We start from the raw sequence: 15626 nt of genomic DNA, 5'->3' as shown, positions 1-15626 counted from the left end.
AGCAGCGCGGGCCGGCGCTGGCGCGCAAGCCCGCTGATCAAATGGGGTTCAGGGCGATACCGTCGACCTCAGGAGACCGCGGCCTTTGCTGAACGGCTGCGGGAATTGCGCTGGAAGAACAAGGCCTGGCTCGCCACCGCCGAGACCATTGCCGGCTGGAAGGGCTTCGAGATCAGGAAGGCCGGCTCCGGTCGTTCGCCGGTCAGGAAGCGCTCCGGATACGCGGTGATGAACACTACTGGCACCTCGAAGGCCCGCAACAGCTCGTTGACCGCGTCGAGACCCGAAGAGCCGTCAGCGAGCTGGATATCGGCAAGGATCAAACCGGGCCGATGATTCTTGGCGAGCGCCACGGCATCCGCATGGGTACGCGCGACGCCGATGACGTTGTGGCCGAGATTTTTTACCAGACTTTCGAGGTCCATGGCGATAAAGGTCTCGTCCTCGATGATGAGAACGTCGGTGGCGATCTCGGCGGCAAGCTCGCGTCCCGCCTCCTCGGCAAGCCGACGCACCTCGGCGACATCGGTATCGAGAATGAACGCCGCCTCGTCTTCCGAAAAACCTTCGAGCGACAGCAGCAGGAAGGCCTGGCGTGGCTGCGGCGTGATATTGGACAGCCTCCGCTCCGACGGGATCGGCGTCACGTTGACACCGTTGGTCTCATTGAGACTCACCGAATTCCAGATCTTGGTAAACAGGCGGAACAATCCGGCGCGGGCGCCGTATTTTTCGTCGAGCAGCGATGGATCCTGGAGCAGCGCTTCCAGCATAGCAGCCACATAGGCGTCGCCGGAGGACTGATGGCCGGTCAGGGCGCGGGCATAGCGGCGAAGCAGTGGCAAGTGTTCGGCGACAACCTGGGAACGAGACATCCCCCCTCCATCAATTGCAAGTTATTGCAGCAGGGACCGCACGGACCGGTTCCAATCTGTGCCTGATTACGCCGTACCTCAACAAAAGTTCCGGGAACACCGGAACTTTCTCTCAACTGTTGCATTACGCTTGCAACCGACCGGTCCGGTAAACCGGAGGCCCGCGCAAAAAAACCCTAGAAAATGAGGGACTTAGCCCTTGGGGAAGTCACGGAACAGGTCATGAAAGAATTAAAGCCTCAATCGAAGGCGACCACAGGCACCAACAAAGGCGGCCTGAACGCCGAAATCCAGTCCCGGATCGGACACCAGCTCAGGGCAATGTATGATGATGTGGTCCGGCAGGGTGTTCCCGACCGGTTTGCAGAACTGATCCGCAAGCTCGACGTCGTCGATGTGCCGCACGCGGTGGCTAGTCCCGCCGCCGGCGGCAGCGCGATGTCGGCAAAACATGACGGGAGGGACTAATGCCCCTGACGTCGCAGCTGCGTGATGACATGCTGGCCTGTGTGCCAAGCCTGCGCGCCTTCGCCATTTCGCTCAGCGGCAATGGCGATCGGGCCGACGACCTGGTGCAGGAAACCCTGCTCCGGGCGCTGGCCAATATTGATTCCTTCCAACCAGGGTCGAACATGCCGGCCTGGCTGTTCACCATCCTGCGCAATCTCTTCCGCTCCGATTACCGAAAGCGGCGGCGCGAGGTGGAGGACGCCGACGGCAGCTACGCCAAGACGCTCAAGTCGCAGCCGAACCAGACCCAGCACCTGGAGTTCGAGGAATTCCGCGTCGCGCTGGAAAAACTGCCGCAGGACCAGAAGGAAGCTCTGATTCTCGTCGGCGCTTCGGGCTTTTCCTACGAAGATGCCTCATCGATCTGCGGTTGCGCGGTAGGCACCATCAAGAGCCGGGTCAATCGCGCCCGTTCCAAACTGAGCAGCCTGCTCTATGTAGAAGGCACCGACGATTTCGGGCCCGACAACACGGTGCGGGCGGTGATCGGCAGCGGCAGCAACCGCTGACCACACGCTGACCACACCCGGCCTTGAAGACTTTTCCGCTCCGGTGAACCGGAGCGGAAATTTTTGGCGTGCATCTTCGCGCGAGCGGTGCACTTCGCCTCGGAACCTGCTCGGTGCCGACTACTTGCGGTGCGACGTCTGCGGCAGCGACGTGGCGATGCGATCGGTGCGGTCGAGTTCGGCCTGGTCGACCACCGTCTCCATCGGCGCAGTCAGTTCATAGACGTAGCTGACATCGCTGAAGTAACGGCGCGCGGTGCCGCCCAGGGCCTCCGGCGCGACGCGATCGAGCAGGATGATGCCGAAATCGCTGTCCGGGCGGCGTGTGGCCTCCGACGTGTTGAACTCCTCCCAGCGAAAATCGAAGATCGCTGCCTTGCCCTCGCCGCGCACCTGCCAGTGCGCCGAAATGTTCGGGTGCTTGCCGACCAGTGACAAGCCCTCGTCGGCGTGGGACGCCAGTTCGAAGAACAGCAGCGACAGGCTCTGGGCCGCGCGTGGACTGACTGAAATGTCTGGCCCGTCGATGGCGATCCGCTCGGCGTGGGGAATCGCCCGTGATTCCAGCAGGCCGCGCAGTTTCACGCCCTGCCACTGGCTGTCGCTGAGCAGCGAGACAACGTTCGACATCGCATGAATGCGGCCGATCAGCAGCTCGCGTGCGGTATCGATATCGGCGCCATGGCGCAGCGTGCGGGTCACGATCGACTGGATCACCGCAAGGATATTCTTTACCCGATGATTCAATTCGCCGATGACCGCAGTGAGGCGGTTCTCGAATCCGATGCGCACCTCGATCTCGCGACTGAGGCGGACGTTGTTATAGACCACATAGCCGAACAGGCCGCAGACGATGCTGGTGAGCGCCAACCCGATCACGGCAATGATGGCGGCAACCTGCCCGGCGTGAATGCGCGGGTCGCTCCCCGGATAGTAGCGCAGCACCCACTGCCGCCCGCCGAACTGAACGACACGGGTCAGCACCTGGGCGTCAGCGGCAATGCGAACCGGCTCAATGGTGGTTTGCTCGCGGCTGTCGGCAACAATCTGCCGGGCCGAATCCTGCGGATCCTGCAGCGCCAGCCTGAACGGACTGCCATCCTCATTGGCGAGGACGAGCGGCGCCAGGCGATAGGAGAAGGTCAGGAAGCCCGCGACGGTCGTCGCGCCGTCCTGAACGATCGGGGCGACCAGCACCACGCCGATGCTCTGCCTGTCGCCCGCGAGCGGCAGCGGGTCGGAACTGAGCGGCTTGCGCTCCAGGGCGGCGCGCGCCAGCAGCGGCCCGAGCACCGGATGCTGATTGAAGGTGCGCCCCGGGTAGATGAGTGTCTGAGAGTTCCGCGGCTCGACGTCCATCAGCACGTCCAGCGGCTGGTTGATCGAGCGCACGTCGAGCTGCTGGTCTTCGGAATCGCGGATCTCCGGCCGGGTGAAGCCGGCCGCGGCCAGCTGCTTCTGCGCATCGAGCAGATCCGAGGGCGGGATTCGCGCCACCCAGCCGGCCACGACGAAGTCGGTCTTGAAGGCGTAGATCGAGGACCGCAGCGGCTCCAGCACATTGCCGCGCAACAGCGCCGGCTTGCGCATAAGCTCCGAGATGATCCGGGTGAGCAATTCCCGCTCGCTGAGGCGATCCTGAACCAACCGGGCATGGATATCCACAGCGCGCTCCAGCGCCGCATCGTCCAGCGAAATATCCTGATTGTAGACCCGATAGGCGACGAGCCCCGAAAGGGTCACTCCGATCAGCGCAATCAGACCGATGAGAATACCTAGTCGAAACACGGGCCTACCTGGGCAACGGGCTCGGGATCAAAACAAATGGCCCTCGACGAGGCAATATCGCACGGTCGCCTTGAACGACTCCCCGAGGCCTGCCGCTCACGCGCCAGCACAACCGGGAGGGCCCTCGAGCAGACCCTCGACATGAAGGTAAAACAACACAGGAAGCTGTCATCGGTTCCCCGGGATGATCCGAAATCACTGTTTGCATCGGTCAAAATCGTCGGTATTGAAACGGTCCGGCGGCGACGGAAGCGCATCGCCGATCGATCATCTCACGCCGACCGCGCTTCCGCAGTTCACGCAGCGGTTTAGGCCACGCCATGACGTCCACCGGTTCATCGTGCCGCCTGCCGAAGGGGCTGCGGGTTCTCGCCGTCGAGGACGAGGCGCTGATCGCGCTCGACCTCGAGGACATGCTGCGCGGTTCGGGAGCCGGCGAGGTCATCATCGCCCGGGATTTCGATGAAGTCGAAAGGGCCCTGGCCACCCAACCGATCGACGTGGCGATCATCAATCTCGACCCGTCGGTGGACGCCGGCGCCGACTTCCGTCCGGCCCGGGCGGTGCAGGCCTCCGGAATTCCGTTCCTGTTCGCCACCGGCGCGGACGGCGCCGCGGCTGCGGACTTCTCCGACGCCATCCTCGTCGGCAAACCCTATACCTGCGGGGCCATCGTGGCCGGCGTGCTGGAGACGCTGGCCCGCGCCGTTCTGTCTAAAGCCTTCTCCGCTCCGATAGAATCGGAGCCGAGGCCCTAACCGGTATCCACTTCGCGGGAAACCGCTCTAAACGGGCCTTGCGACGTTTCGCCCGCTCAGCTCGTGGCAAGCGCAAGACCGATCACGGCGACGGCGAGGCCGGTGAGGATCATCGCCAGGAAGGCGCTGCCGTAGCCCGCGTTCGGCGGGAGCTCGGGAACAGGTTTCATCCTGGCACAACCGCCGGCGGCAGAAGCCGTTCCCGTACAAAGTGGAATTCGGCCCGAGGGCATCGTCAGCCGCGGGGCCGCAATCCGCCCTTGGCTTCGATGAAGCTGACGATCCGGCCGAGGCCATCACCTCGCTTGAGATTGGTCATGACGAAAGGACGTTCGCCGCGCATGCGGCGCGCATCGGTTTCCATCTTCTCCAGCGAAGCGCCGACATAAGGCGCGAGATCGGTCTTGTTGATCACCAGCAGGTCTGAACGCGTAATGCCAGGTCCGCCCTTGGACGGGATCTTGTCCCCTGCCGCGACATCAATGACATAGATGGTCAGGTCGGCGAGTTCGGGCGAGAAGGTGGCGGCGAGATTGTCTCCGCCCGACTCGATCAGGATCAGGTCGAGATCGGGAAACCGGGCGCGCATGTCGGCGACCGCAGCGAGATTCATCGAGGCATCCTCGCGGATCGCGGTGTGGGGGCAGCCGCCGGTCTCGACACCGGCAATGCGATCCGGCGTCAACGATCCGGCGCGCACCAGATATTCGGCATCCCACCTGGTGTAGATGTCATTGGTGATGGCGGCGATATCGTAGCGCTCGCGCATCGTCTTGCAGAGCAGATCCATCAGCGCGGTCTTGCCCGAGCCGACCGGGCCGCCGATACCGACGCGAAGGGGGCCATGATATGCAGGCATGTCGTTATCTCGTTGGGTTCAAGAGCAAGATGGCGCAGGTCGCGGCAATGACAAGGCATAGCGGCGAATAAAGCCGGCGATCGAACGTGGCGAAAGGCTCGCGCGGAAACCGCGCCCGCCACGCCGGCAGAAGCGCTTTCTCGTCGCGTGCCGGCCAGCGCAGCCCAATCCCCAGACGACATGATGTCCGGCGATCATGGCCAGCAGGACCGCTTCGAACCCGGCGAGCACATTCATGAGCGGAACAGCCGCGTGTACTGGGTTTCATGGCGCAGGCTGGCGAGATCGGCGCGGAAGGTAGCGCTGCCAAGATCGTCGAGCCCGGCGCCGACGGCCCGCGCCGCTGTGGCGGCGATGTCGGCTTCCAGTGCCGCAAGGGTGCGCTGGGCATCGGTCTGGCCGAGCGGCACCAGTCGCGCCGCAGCCGAAATCCAGTTCGAAGTCAGGGCATGCAGGAACGCCTGCAACGACGGGGCAAGCGCAATGCCATGGGCGGCGCAAAGTGCGCCTACGGCCACGGGATAGGCCGGCGACGGCCCCAGCACGAGCGCCAGTGCGCCGAAGCGCTCACAGCCCCAGGCCGCCTGCGCGATTGCCACGAAGGCACGCCCCTGCGCCGTTGTTTCCAGGAGGCGTTCGCGGGACGGCACCATGGCCGAGGCAAGCTCGGCGACCTCGCCGAGGCCGACGTCATCCGCAGCAGCCGCCCGCCGATGGGCTTGCGCCATGAACACGGCGTCGCAGAAGCCCGCGCCGTCGCTCAGCATGGCGGCGAGCCAGTCACGCAGGCTGCCGGCGCTCGTGACGTCGCCGGCTTCGACCGCCCATTCGAGACCGCTGGAGTAGGAGAAGGCGCCGACCGGAAACGCCGGCGACAACCAGGTCATCAGCCGGAACAAGCCGGGACTGTCGAGAGCGGCCAGCGCCGGGGCGGGATCCGCCCCGGCCGGAGGCAGCACCGGCCTATCGGCCATGACCATGATCGTGGCCGCAGGTCCCGTCATGACAGTGGTCGTCATCATGGCCATGATGGTCATGATCGTGGTTGTCATGACCGTGGTGGTCATGGTGATGGTCATGATCGTGACCGTGGTGCCCGTGATGGTGGCCGCGCTCGGGGGCCGGCACCGTGGCGGGGGAGGTATAGGCGCCGCCTTCCGGATCGAACGGCGCCTCGATCTCGACGACGCGGCCGCCGAGACCCCGTACCATGTCGGCGATGACGTGATCGCGCCGGATACGCAGCCCGCGCGGCGTGATCTGGGTCGGCAGATGGCGGTTACCGAGATGCCAGGCAATCCGCACGAGATGTTGCGGATCGGAACCGCGGATCTCGATCAGCGGTTCGGGGGCCGCGACCACTTCCACCAGCCGCCCGTCTTCGAGCACCAGCGCATCGCCACCGCGCAGCGCCACGGCCTGCTCGAGGTCGAGCAGGAAGGCGAGCCCGCGCGTGCCCTCCATGGCGAGGCGTCGCCGATGGCGGTCGTCGAAACCGAGCACCACCGTATCGGCTGGCTTCCCGGCCCAGCCGGGGCCCTGCACCTTCACCGCGCGGATCATGCCTCTCTCCTCGCCGCCATGCACCGTCCCGCCAGTCGTCGTCATCGCACCTCGACCTTGGCCGGCGTGATCACCTCGATCCGCGGCGGGGCGCTCAGGCATTTCGCCGCGACCCGACCGAAGGCCCGCATGTGCTCGCTCTTGCCGTGAACGCCGAGCACATCGGTATCTTGCCACTGCTCGACGAAGACGATGCGGCTCGGATCGGTCACGCTCTCGTGCATGTCGTAGGAGATGTTGCCGGCCTCCTTGCGGGTGGCAGCGATCGACAGCTTGGCGGCGGCGATCAGTTCGGCGCGCGTCTCTGGCTTCACGGTCAAAGTGGCGATGACGTAGATCACGAAAATTCCTCCCGGCGAAAGGCCCGGCATGTGTTCGCGCCGGACCCTGTTAATGGCTCGGTCGGACACTAGTGTCCTGTTTCCAACGTTCGTATCCCATTGCAGCAGGCGCTCATACGAACGTTGGAAACAAGGGGACACTAGCATCATTATGATTCTAGTGTGGTTTTGGATCTGACGCTCGTTCGAAGAACTCGCTGCAATACTGAAACGAGCGTCAGATCCACCACACTAGAACAGGAAGTAGCGCTGCGCCATGGGCAGCACCTCGGCCGGCGCGCAGGTCAGCAACTCGCCGTCGGCGCGGACCTCGTAGGTCTCGGGATCGACTTCGATCTTCGGCGTGGCGTCATTGTGCACCATGCTCTTCTTGCTGATGCCGCCGCGGGTGTTCTTCACCGGATAGAGCGTCTTCTGAAGGCCGAGCTTCCTGCCGAGCCCCGACGCTGCCGCGGCCTGAGAGGTGAAGACCACGGAGGATGCGGTCAGCGCGCGGCCGAAAGCGCCGAACATCGGCTGGTAATGAACCGGCTGCGGGGTCGGAATCGACGCGTTGGGGTCACCCATCGGCGCCGCGACGATCGAACCGCCCTTGATGACGCAATCGGGTTTGACGCCGAAGAAGGCCGGCGACCACAGCACGAGGTCCGCGAGCTTGCCGACCTCGACCGAACCGATCAGCTTGGACACGCCGTGGGCGATCGCCGGGTTGATGGTGTATTTGGCGATATAGCGCTTGACCCGGAAATTGTCGTTTCCGCCCTTGTCCTGGGGCAGCGCGCCGCGCTGCTTCTTCATCTTGTCGGCCGTCTGCCAGGTGCGGATGATGACTTCGCCGAGCCGCCCCATCGCCTGACTGTCCGACGACATCATCGACAACGCGCCGAGGTCGTGCAGGATGTCCTCGGCAGCGATCGTCTCCTTGCGGATGCGGCTCTCGGCGAAGGCGAGATCCTCGGCGATCGACGGATCGAGATGGTGGCACACCATCAGCATGTCGAGATGCTCGTCGATGGTGTTGCGGGTGAAGGGACGCGTCGGATTGGTCGAAGACGGCAGAACGTTCTTCAGGCCCGCAACCTTGATGATGTCGGGGGCATGGCCGCCGCCGGCGCCCTCGGTATGGAAGGCATGGATGGTGCGGCCCTTGAAGGCCTTGATCGTGTCCTCGACGAAGCCGGATTCGTTGAGCGTATCCGAATGCAGCATCACCTGGACATCATAGTCGTCCGCCACCGCCAGGCAGTTGTCGATCGCCGCCGGCGTGGTCCCCCAATCCTCGTGCAGCTTCAGCGCGCAGGCGCCGGCCTTGACCATCTCGATCAGCGCCGCGGGGCGCGATGCGTTGCCCTTGCCGGAGATGCCGAGGTTGACCGGGAAGGCGTCGAAGGACTGGATCATCCGGGCGATATGCCAGGGCCCCGGCGTGCAGGTTGTGGCGAAGGTGCCGTGGGACGGCCCGGTGCCGCCGCCGAGCAGCGAGGTCACACCTGCCATCAGCGCATGCTCGATCTGCTGCGGGCAGATGAAATGGATGTGGCTGTCGAAACCGCCGGCGGTCAGAATCTTGCCTTCGCCGGCGATGACGTCGGTGCCGGGGCCGATGATGATGCTGACGCCCGGCTGGATGTCGGGATTGCCGGCCTTGCCGATCGCCTTGATGTGGCCGTCCTTGATGGCGACGTCGGCCTTGATGATCCCCCAGTGATCGACGATCAGCGCGTTGGTGATCACGGTATCGGCGGCACCCTGACGATTGGTCACCTGGCTCTGGCCCATGCCATCGCGGATCACCTTGCCACCGCCGAATTTCACCTCCTCGCCATAGACCGTGAGATCCTTTTCGACCTCGATGATCAGGTCAGTGTCGGCGAGCCGAACGCGGTCGCCGGTGGTCGGGCCGAACATGTCGGCATAGACGGAACGAGAAATCCTGGTCGCCATCGACGCGCCCCAATCAACAGTAAGTTTCACTCAAGAGGCCGGCCCGACGGTCGCCCTCACAATTTGCCCATGACCTCGCCGCGGAAGCCGTAGACGGTCCGCTTGCCGCCGAGCGCCACGAGCGTCACCTCGCGGCTCTGTCCCGGCTCGAACCGCACCGCGGTGCCGGCGGCGATGTCAAGCCGCATGCCGCGGGCTTTCTTGCGATCGAATTTCAGCGCCGGATTGGTCTCGAAGAAGTGGTAGTGCGACCCGACCTGGATTGGCCGGTCACCGCTATTGGCGACGGTCAGCGTCACGGTCTTGCGACCCTTGTTGAGCTCGATCTCGCCGTCCTGGACGAAGATTTCACCGGGGATCATGGCCGCACCTCAGATCGCCTGGACCGCAAGAACGCCGCCGAGCGCCATGCAGGCGAGACCGGCCGCACGGGCCAGCGGCTGCAGCCGCGCCGCCCGCGCGCCGATCACGCCGAACCCGTGGAGTGCCGCCGTCGATAGCGCGAAACCGGCGAGAGTGCCGGCGCCGCCGGCACTCTCCGGCAGCTCGAGGCCATGGGCATAGCCGTGAAACAGGGCGAAACCGCCGACGATCAGAGCTCCCGTCGCCGTCGCCACGTTGGCGGCGAGGGCCACCATCAGCCCGAACACCATCACGGAGGCGATGATCATCGCCTCGACATGCGGCAGCGGCACCTGCGTCATGCCGAGCACCGCGCCGCCGATCATCACCGCGACGAAGCTCGCAGGCCATAGCCAAAGCGCTCGTCCGCCCTTAAGCCCCGCCCACAGCCCCACCGCGATCATCGCGGCGACATGATCCGCGCCGGTCAGCGGATGGGCCAGTCCGGCGGCAAGTCCCGCGCCGTGACCGGGATGGGCGAGGGCTGCGGTCGGCAATATCACGGCGACCGCGGCAAGCAGACGGATCATGGCAAGTCTCCGAACAAGTCTCTGGAAAATCGGAACAGATCGAAAATCAGGCTGAGCGAAAGGGGCGCAGATCAGCGGATCGGCGCATGCACGGTGACGAGCTTGGTGCCGTCCGGGAAGGTCGCCTCGACCTGGATGTCGTGGATCATCTCCGCGATCCCTGCCATCACCTGATCGCGGGTCAGGACCTCGGCGCCGGCCTTCATCAATTCGGCGACGCTGCGGCCGTCGCGGGCGCCTTCGAGAATGAAATCCGAGATGATCGCCACCGCCTCCGGATGGTTGAGCTTGACGCCGCGCTCCAGCCGCCGTCGCGCGACGATGGCGGCCATGGAGATCAAGAGCTTGTCCTTTTCACGCGGTGAGAGATTCATGACCCGTCCACATCATTCCTGCATCGATGATCGCCGTGAAGCGGCGCCGCCCTGGCTATTGCAGCCATAGCCGCGGCAGTCGCGCGCCCGCGCCTCGCAGCATTGCGATCACTTCGCCACGCAGCATCGACGCATCTTGCGCACAGAAGCGCACCATTGCAAAGCCATTCCAGGCCGAGATCCCGACCTCGGCGCCGAAGCCCGTTGCCGTCGCGCGCAGGCGTTCGACCAGCGCCTCGTCGCCCGGCGCGATCAGCACGGTCGCCACGGCGACGGCGCCCTTGCCGATGGCAGGTCGCGCCAGCTTGGCACCGATGTCGCCATCGAGGCGGATATTCTCGGCGAAGACGAGCCGGCCGCCGCGGCGCAGGCGCCAGCGGTCGACGAACGCACCTTGACGCATGGTCTCGCCCATCGCGGCGCGGCCGAAGACCACGATCTCGCACATCAGAAGCTCGGCGGCATCGTCTGCGATATCGATCTCGAAATTGCGCGCCACCGCAGCACGGTCGAACAGGATAGTCTCCTGCGGAAGCCAGATCAGCCGGCCGCCGGATGACACCCGCAATTTGACATCGATCCGGGCCTGCGGACCATGCGAGCGATAGACCTTCTCCGCCGCCGCCGTGGTCACGGTCAGCCGGGCCGCTTCGCCGACGGTGAAATCGATCCCGAAACGGTCACCGCCGGCGATGCCGCCGGCGGTGTTGACGAGCACCGCCGACAGACCCTCGCCTTCCGGCGAGGGAAAGCGGACGCGCAGCGAACCGGATTCGTGCGAGGCGCCCCTGCGGCTCTGTCCGTCAACCGCCTTCACTTCGACCGTCACGTCCCCGACCGCCCGGTTGGCTGCGAAGGTCATGCTGCCGTCTTGTGCCTCGTCCACCTTGGCCTGCATGCTGCCCCGACTCGATCCGCCCGACTTCAGATCGCCATTGCGCGGCTGATCGCCGCCGGATCGAGCCCGGCGCGATCACAGGTAAAGGTCACCGCGCCGCGATCCATGACCGCGAAATGATCGCCGAGTTCGCAGGCGAAGTCGAGATATTGCTCGACCAGCACGATGGCGATGTTGCCGAGGCTGCGCAGATAGGCGATGGCCCTGCCGATGTCCTTGATGATGGAGGGCTGGATGCCCTCGGTCGGCTCGTCGAGCAGAAGCAGTCTCGGCCGCATGACGAGGGCTCGCCCGATGGCGAGCTGTTGCTGCTGCCCCCCGGAGAGATCGCCGCCGCGGCGGCCCAGCATCGACTGCAGCACCGGAAACAGCGAGAAGACGTCGTCTGGAATATTGCGCTGGTCGCGTTTGAGCGGCGCGTAGCCGGTGCGCAGGTTCTCCTCCACGGTCAGAAGGGGAAAGATCTCCCGGCCCTGCGGGACCAGCGAGATGCCGCGCCGCGCCCGCTCATAGGGCTTGAGGCCGGTGATGTCGGCGCCGTCGAAGGTGATGCGGCCCGAGGCGATCGGCTGCTGGCCGACCAGGGCGCGCAGCAGGCTGGTCTTGCCGACGCCGTTGCGCCCCAGCACACAGGTGACCTTGCCGGGGGCGGCCGACACCGAAACGCCGCGCAACGCCTGGGCGGCGCCGTAGAACAGGTTGATGTCCTTGACTTCCAGCATCGCTCTCAGCGCCCCAGATAGACTTCGACGACGCGCTCATTGGCCGAGACCTGATCGATCGATCCTTCGGCGAGCACCGCCCCCTCATGCAGACAGGTCACCCGCACGCCGAGCTCGCGCACGAAGGTCATGTCGTGTTCGACCACGATCACGGACTTGTCGCGATTGATGGCTTTGAGGAGTTCGGCCGTCTGGTGGGTTTCGACGTCGGTCATGCCGGCGACCGGCTCGTCGACCAGCAGCAGCTTGGGATCCTGCGCCAGCAACATGCCGATTTCGAGCCATTGTTTCTGGCCGTGCGACAGGCTGCCGGCAAGCCGGTCGCGCGCTTCGGTCAGCTTGATGGTTTCGAGCACGCGATCGATCCGCTCGGATTCCTCGCGCGAGCGGCGCCAGAACAAGGTCGTTCGCACGCGGTGGTCGGCATTTAACGCCAGCAACAGATTGTCGTCGACCGTCTGGCTTTCGAACACCGTCGGTTTCTGGAACTTGCGGCCGATCCCCAGTTCGGCGATCTGCGTCTCGTCGAGCCGGGTGAGATCGACGGAGCCGTCGAACACGACCTCACCCTCGTCCGGCCGGGTTTTGCCTGTGATGATGTCCATCATCGTTGTCTTGCCGGCGCCATTGGGGCCGATGATGGCCCGCATCTCGCCCGGCGCGATCGTCAGCGACAGGTTGTTGATGGCGTGGAAACCGTCGAACGAGACGTGGACGCCGTCGAGATAGAGCAGCGCCGAGGTGGTCCGCATGTCCATGGCCGTCATCGTTCACTCCGCCGGATCTGGTTCGATCATGCCGGCCTCGCGGGCGAGGCTGGCTTCGGCGTCGCGGCGCGCGCGCTTCACCTCGAACCAGCCCTGTACCGTGCCGACGATGCCGCGCGGCAGCAGCAGCGTCACCAGGATGAACAGTGCGCCGAGCATGAACAGCCAGTAGGGCGCGAGGACGCCCGAGGTGAAGTAGGTCTTGGCGTAGTTGACCACCACCGCGCCGAGCGCGGCGCCGATCAGGGTACCGCGCCCGCCGACCGCGACCCAGATCACCGCCTCGATCGAGTTGCCGGGAGCGAATTCGCTGGGATTGATGATGCCGACCTGCGGCACATAGAGCGCGCCGGCGACGCCGGCCATGCAGGCGGACAGGATGAAGACGAACAGCTTGTAGGATTCGACCCGATAGCCGAGGAAGCGGGTGCGGGATTCCGCGTCGCGGATCGCGATCAGCACCTTGCCGAGCTTGGAGGAGACCACCGCCCGGCAGACCAGGAAACTCAGGATCAGGGCGAGACAGGACAGCATGAACAGCACCGCGCGGGTGCCCGGCGCCTGGATATTGAAGCCGACGATGTCCTTGAAATCGGTCAGTCCATTGTTGCCGCCGAAACCGAAGTCGTTGCGGAAGAAGGCCAGCAGCAGCGCATAGGTCATCGCCTGGGTGATGATCGAGAGGTAGACGCCGGTGACGCGCGAGCGGAACGCCAGCCAGCCGAAGCAGAACGCAAGCAGCCCCGGCACCAGCACCACCATCAGCGCCGCGAACCAGAACATGTCGAAGCCGTGCCAGTACCAGGGCAACGACTGATAGTTCAGGAACACCATGAAGTCCGGCAGCAGCGGATTGCCATAGACCCCCCGGCTGCCGATCTGACGCATCAGATACATGCCCATGGCGTAGCCGCCGAGCGCGAAGAAGGCGCCGTGGCCAAGCGAGAGAATGCCGCAATAGCCCCAGATCAGGTCGATCGCCAGCGCCAGGATGGCGTAGCAGACATATTTTCCGAACAGCGAGATCAGATAGGTCGGCACCTGCAGCGCGGACGATTCGGGCAGCAACAGGTTGGAGAGCGGCAGCAGCACGCCGAGGCCCGCCACGATCAGGAGGAAGGCAAAGGCGCTGCGGTCGAGCGAGCGGGTGATGATATGGGCCATCACGCCTCCACCGACCGGCCCTTGAGGGCGAACAGGCCACGCGGCCGCTTCTGAATGAACAGGATGATCAGCACCAGGATGGCGATCTTGCCGAGCACCGCACCGGCGACCGGCTCCAGGAACTTATTGGCGATGCCGAGCGTGAGCGCGCCGACCAGCGTCCCCCACAGATTGCCGACCCCGCCGAACACCACGACCATGAAGGAATCGATGATGTAGCTCTGGCCGAGATTGGGGCTGACATTGTCGATCTGGGACAACGCCACCCCGGCTATGCCGGCGATCCCCGACCCGAGACCGAAGGTCAGCGCGTCGACCCGCGAGGTCGCGATGCCCATCGCCGCGGCCATGCGCCGGTTCTGGGTCACGGCCCGCATCTCGAGCCCAAGGCTGGTGTAGCGCAGCATCGCGAGCAGGATGAGGAACACCGCAACCGTGAAGCAGACGATCCACAGCCGGTTGTAGGTGATGGTGAGCTGGCCGAGTTCGAAGGCCCCGCTCATCCAGGACGGATTGCCGACTTCGCGGTTGGTGGGGCCGAAAATGGTGCGCACCGCCTGCTGCAGCACCAGCGAGATGCCCCAGGTCGCCAGCAGGGTTTCCAGCGGCCGGCCGTAGAGAAACCGGATGATGCTGCGCTCGATGGCGATGCCGATGGCGCCGGCGACCACGAAGGCCAGCGGGACGGCAATCAGTAGCGAATAGTCGAACAAGCCCGGATAGCGCGTCCTGATCAGCTCCTGGACCACGAAGGTGGTGTAGGCGCCGATCATCACCATTTCGCCATGAGCCATGTTGATCACGCCCATCACGCCGAAGGTGATGGCGAGACCGATGGCGGCGAGCAGCAGCACGGAGCCGAGCGAGACGCCGTACCAGGCATTCTGTGCCGCCGACCAGATCGCGAGGCTGTTGCGGATCGCGCCGACGGCCGCCGCCGCGGTACGGGCGACCGCCGGTGAAACGTCGGCGGGCAATTCCGACAGCAGGGCGAGCGCCTCCTGGTCGCCGCGGGCGCGCACCACGGCGATGGCTTCGATCTTGTCCGCCTCGCTGGCGTCGGGCGAAAACAGCAGGATGGCGGCGCGCGCCGACGTGAAGGCGTTGCGGGCGGCGGTGTTGGTTTCCTTCTGCAGCGCGGCCTCGATCCGCGGCAGGTCGGCAGCGTCGCGGGTCTTGAAGGCGGACTGGGCCGCAGCGACACGCTTGGCCGGATCCGACGAGGTCAGCGTCAGACTTGAGATCGCCGCCTCAACCGCGCGCCGCAGCCGGTTGTTGAGGCGCACATTGTCGAGGGCTTCGACATTATCGGTGACCGGCGCGCCGGTGGCGGCGTCGAGCACCTTGCCGTCGGGCCGCTTGATATAGACCTTCCTGCTCTGCGGGTCCGCGACGAGGCGCTCCTCCCGCAGGGCGGTGATGATCGGCAGCGCCTGCGGGTTGCCGCTGGCGACCAGCGCACTCACCGCCTCCTCGGTATCCGAAAACGAATCGTTGGCGAACTGGCTGACGACATCCTCGAATGGCGCCGCCACGGCGGCCGGAACGGCGGCGACCAGCAGCGCCAGCGCCAACAGGGGCGCGAGGATACGGGTAACGAGATTGGCGAACACGTTCACGAC

General features: G+C 65.1%; 18 protein-coding genes. 3 read left to right on the top strand and 15 right to left on the bottom strand.

Annotated features, from left to right (window positions below; genetic code table 11):
* Nucleotides 1-68: 68 nt before the first annotated feature.
* Nucleotides 69-875, bottom strand: a complete 807-nt coding sequence (locus DB459_RS11585) for a response regulator (RefSeq protein WP_253713009.1) — start codon at nt 873-875, stop codon at nt 69-71.
* 222 nt (nt 876-1097) lie between these two features.
* On the opposite strand from DB459_RS11585, the gene DB459_RS11580 reads away from it, so the two are divergent.
* Nucleotides 1098-1343 carry a NepR family anti-sigma factor gene (locus tag DB459_RS11580; RefSeq protein WP_253713008.1) on the top strand — a complete coding sequence of 82 codons (246 nt, stop codon included), beginning with the start codon at nt 1098-1100 and terminating at the stop codon, nt 1341-1343.
* Nucleotides 1343-1894 (top strand): sigma-70 family RNA polymerase sigma factor, encoded by a 552-nt coding sequence (locus DB459_RS11575; RefSeq protein ID WP_253713006.1) that lies wholly within the window; start codon nt 1343-1345, stop codon nt 1892-1894. Before DB459_RS11580 ends, DB459_RS11575 begins: the two co-directional genes overlap by 1 nt.
* Before the next feature lie 120 nt (nt 1895-2014).
* Here the strand turns inward: DB459_RS11575 and DB459_RS11570 are convergent, their stop codons facing one another.
* Entirely contained in the window at nt 2015-3682 is a 1668-nt protein-coding gene (locus DB459_RS11570; RefSeq protein WP_253713004.1) for an HWE histidine kinase domain-containing protein, read from the bottom strand.
* A gap of 320 nt (nt 3683-4002) precedes the next feature.
* Between DB459_RS11570 and DB459_RS11565 the strand changes: the two genes are divergently transcribed.
* Nucleotides 4003-4440: a response regulator gene (locus DB459_RS11565; RefSeq protein WP_253713003.1), complete on the top strand. Its 438-nt coding sequence runs from the start codon at nt 4003-4005 to the stop codon at nt 4438-4440.
* 235 nt (nt 4441-4675) lie between these two features.
* Here the strand turns inward: DB459_RS11565 and ureG are convergent, their stop codons facing one another.
* From ureG to urtB, 13 genes are all read right to left on the bottom strand, one after another.
* Nucleotides 4676-5299 (bottom strand): urease accessory protein UreG, encoded by a 624-nt coding sequence (gene ureG, locus DB459_RS11560; RefSeq protein ID WP_253713002.1) that lies wholly within the window; start codon nt 5297-5299, stop codon nt 4676-4678.
* 233 nt (nt 5300-5532) lie between these two features.
* Complete coding sequence (locus DB459_RS11555) at nt 5533-6273, bottom strand: urease accessory protein UreF (RefSeq protein ID WP_253713527.1); 741 nt, start codon at nt 6271-6273, stop codon at nt 5533-5535.
* On the bottom strand, nt 6263-6862 hold the full coding sequence (locus DB459_RS11550; RefSeq protein ID WP_253713526.1) for an urease accessory protein UreE: 600 nt from the start codon (nt 6860-6862) through the stop codon (nt 6263-6265). The genes DB459_RS11555 and DB459_RS11550 overlap by 11 nt, the downstream gene beginning before the upstream one ends.
* 41 nt (nt 6863-6903) lie before the next feature.
* On the bottom strand, nt 6904-7203 hold the full coding sequence (locus tag DB459_RS11545; protein WP_253713000.1) for a putative quinol monooxygenase: 300 nt from the start codon (nt 7201-7203) through the stop codon (nt 6904-6906).
* A gap of 231 nt (nt 7204-7434) precedes the next feature.
* Nucleotides 7435-9147, bottom strand: a complete 1713-nt coding sequence (ureC, locus tag DB459_RS11540) for an urease subunit alpha (protein ID WP_253712998.1) — start codon at nt 9145-9147, stop codon at nt 7435-7437.
* A 56-nt stretch (nt 9148-9203) separates the two neighbouring features.
* Nucleotides 9204-9509, bottom strand: a complete 306-nt coding sequence (locus DB459_RS11535) for an urease subunit beta (RefSeq protein ID WP_253712997.1) — start codon at nt 9507-9509, stop codon at nt 9204-9206.
* Between the two features lie 9 nt (nt 9510-9518).
* Nucleotides 9519-10079: a HupE/UreJ family protein gene (locus DB459_RS11530; protein ID WP_253712996.1), complete on the bottom strand. Its 561-nt coding sequence runs from the start codon at nt 10077-10079 to the stop codon at nt 9519-9521.
* Nucleotides 10080-10150: 71 nt separating this feature from the next.
* Nucleotides 10151-10453 (bottom strand): urease subunit gamma, encoded by a 303-nt coding sequence (locus DB459_RS11525; RefSeq protein WP_253712995.1) that lies wholly within the window; start codon nt 10451-10453, stop codon nt 10151-10153.
* 55 nt (nt 10454-10508) lie between these two features.
* Complete coding sequence (locus DB459_RS11520) at nt 10509-11351, bottom strand: urease accessory protein UreD (protein WP_253712993.1); 843 nt, start codon at nt 11349-11351, stop codon at nt 10509-10511.
* Between the two features lie 26 nt (nt 11352-11377).
* Nucleotides 11378-12073 (bottom strand): urea ABC transporter ATP-binding subunit UrtE, encoded by a 696-nt coding sequence (urtE, locus tag DB459_RS11515; protein WP_253712991.1) that lies wholly within the window; start codon nt 12071-12073, stop codon nt 11378-11380.
* A gap of 5 nt (nt 12074-12078) precedes the next feature.
* Nucleotides 12079-12840: an urea ABC transporter ATP-binding protein UrtD gene (urtD, locus tag DB459_RS11510; RefSeq protein ID WP_253712990.1), complete on the bottom strand. Its 762-nt coding sequence runs from the start codon at nt 12838-12840 to the stop codon at nt 12079-12081.
* Between the two features lie 3 nt (nt 12841-12843).
* Nucleotides 12844-14007: an urea ABC transporter permease subunit UrtC gene (urtC, locus tag DB459_RS11505; RefSeq protein WP_253712988.1), complete on the bottom strand. Its 1164-nt coding sequence runs from the start codon at nt 14005-14007 to the stop codon at nt 12844-12846.
* Nucleotides 14004-15617, bottom strand: coding sequence for an urea ABC transporter permease subunit UrtB (gene urtB, locus DB459_RS11500; protein ID WP_253712987.1), 1614 nt, complete (start codon nt 15615-15617; stop codon nt 14004-14006). Before urtB ends, urtC begins: the two co-directional genes overlap by 4 nt.
* Nucleotides 15618-15626: the final 9 nt, after the last annotated feature.

Origin of the sequence: Bradyrhizobium sp. WD16 (genome assembly GCF_024181725.1) — a bacterium.
Lineage (GTDB): Bacteria > Pseudomonadota > Alphaproteobacteria > Rhizobiales > Xanthobacteraceae > Bradyrhizobium_A.
Note: the sequence above shows the minus strand (reverse complement) of the source record. Positions and strands in the feature narration are given on the sequence as shown.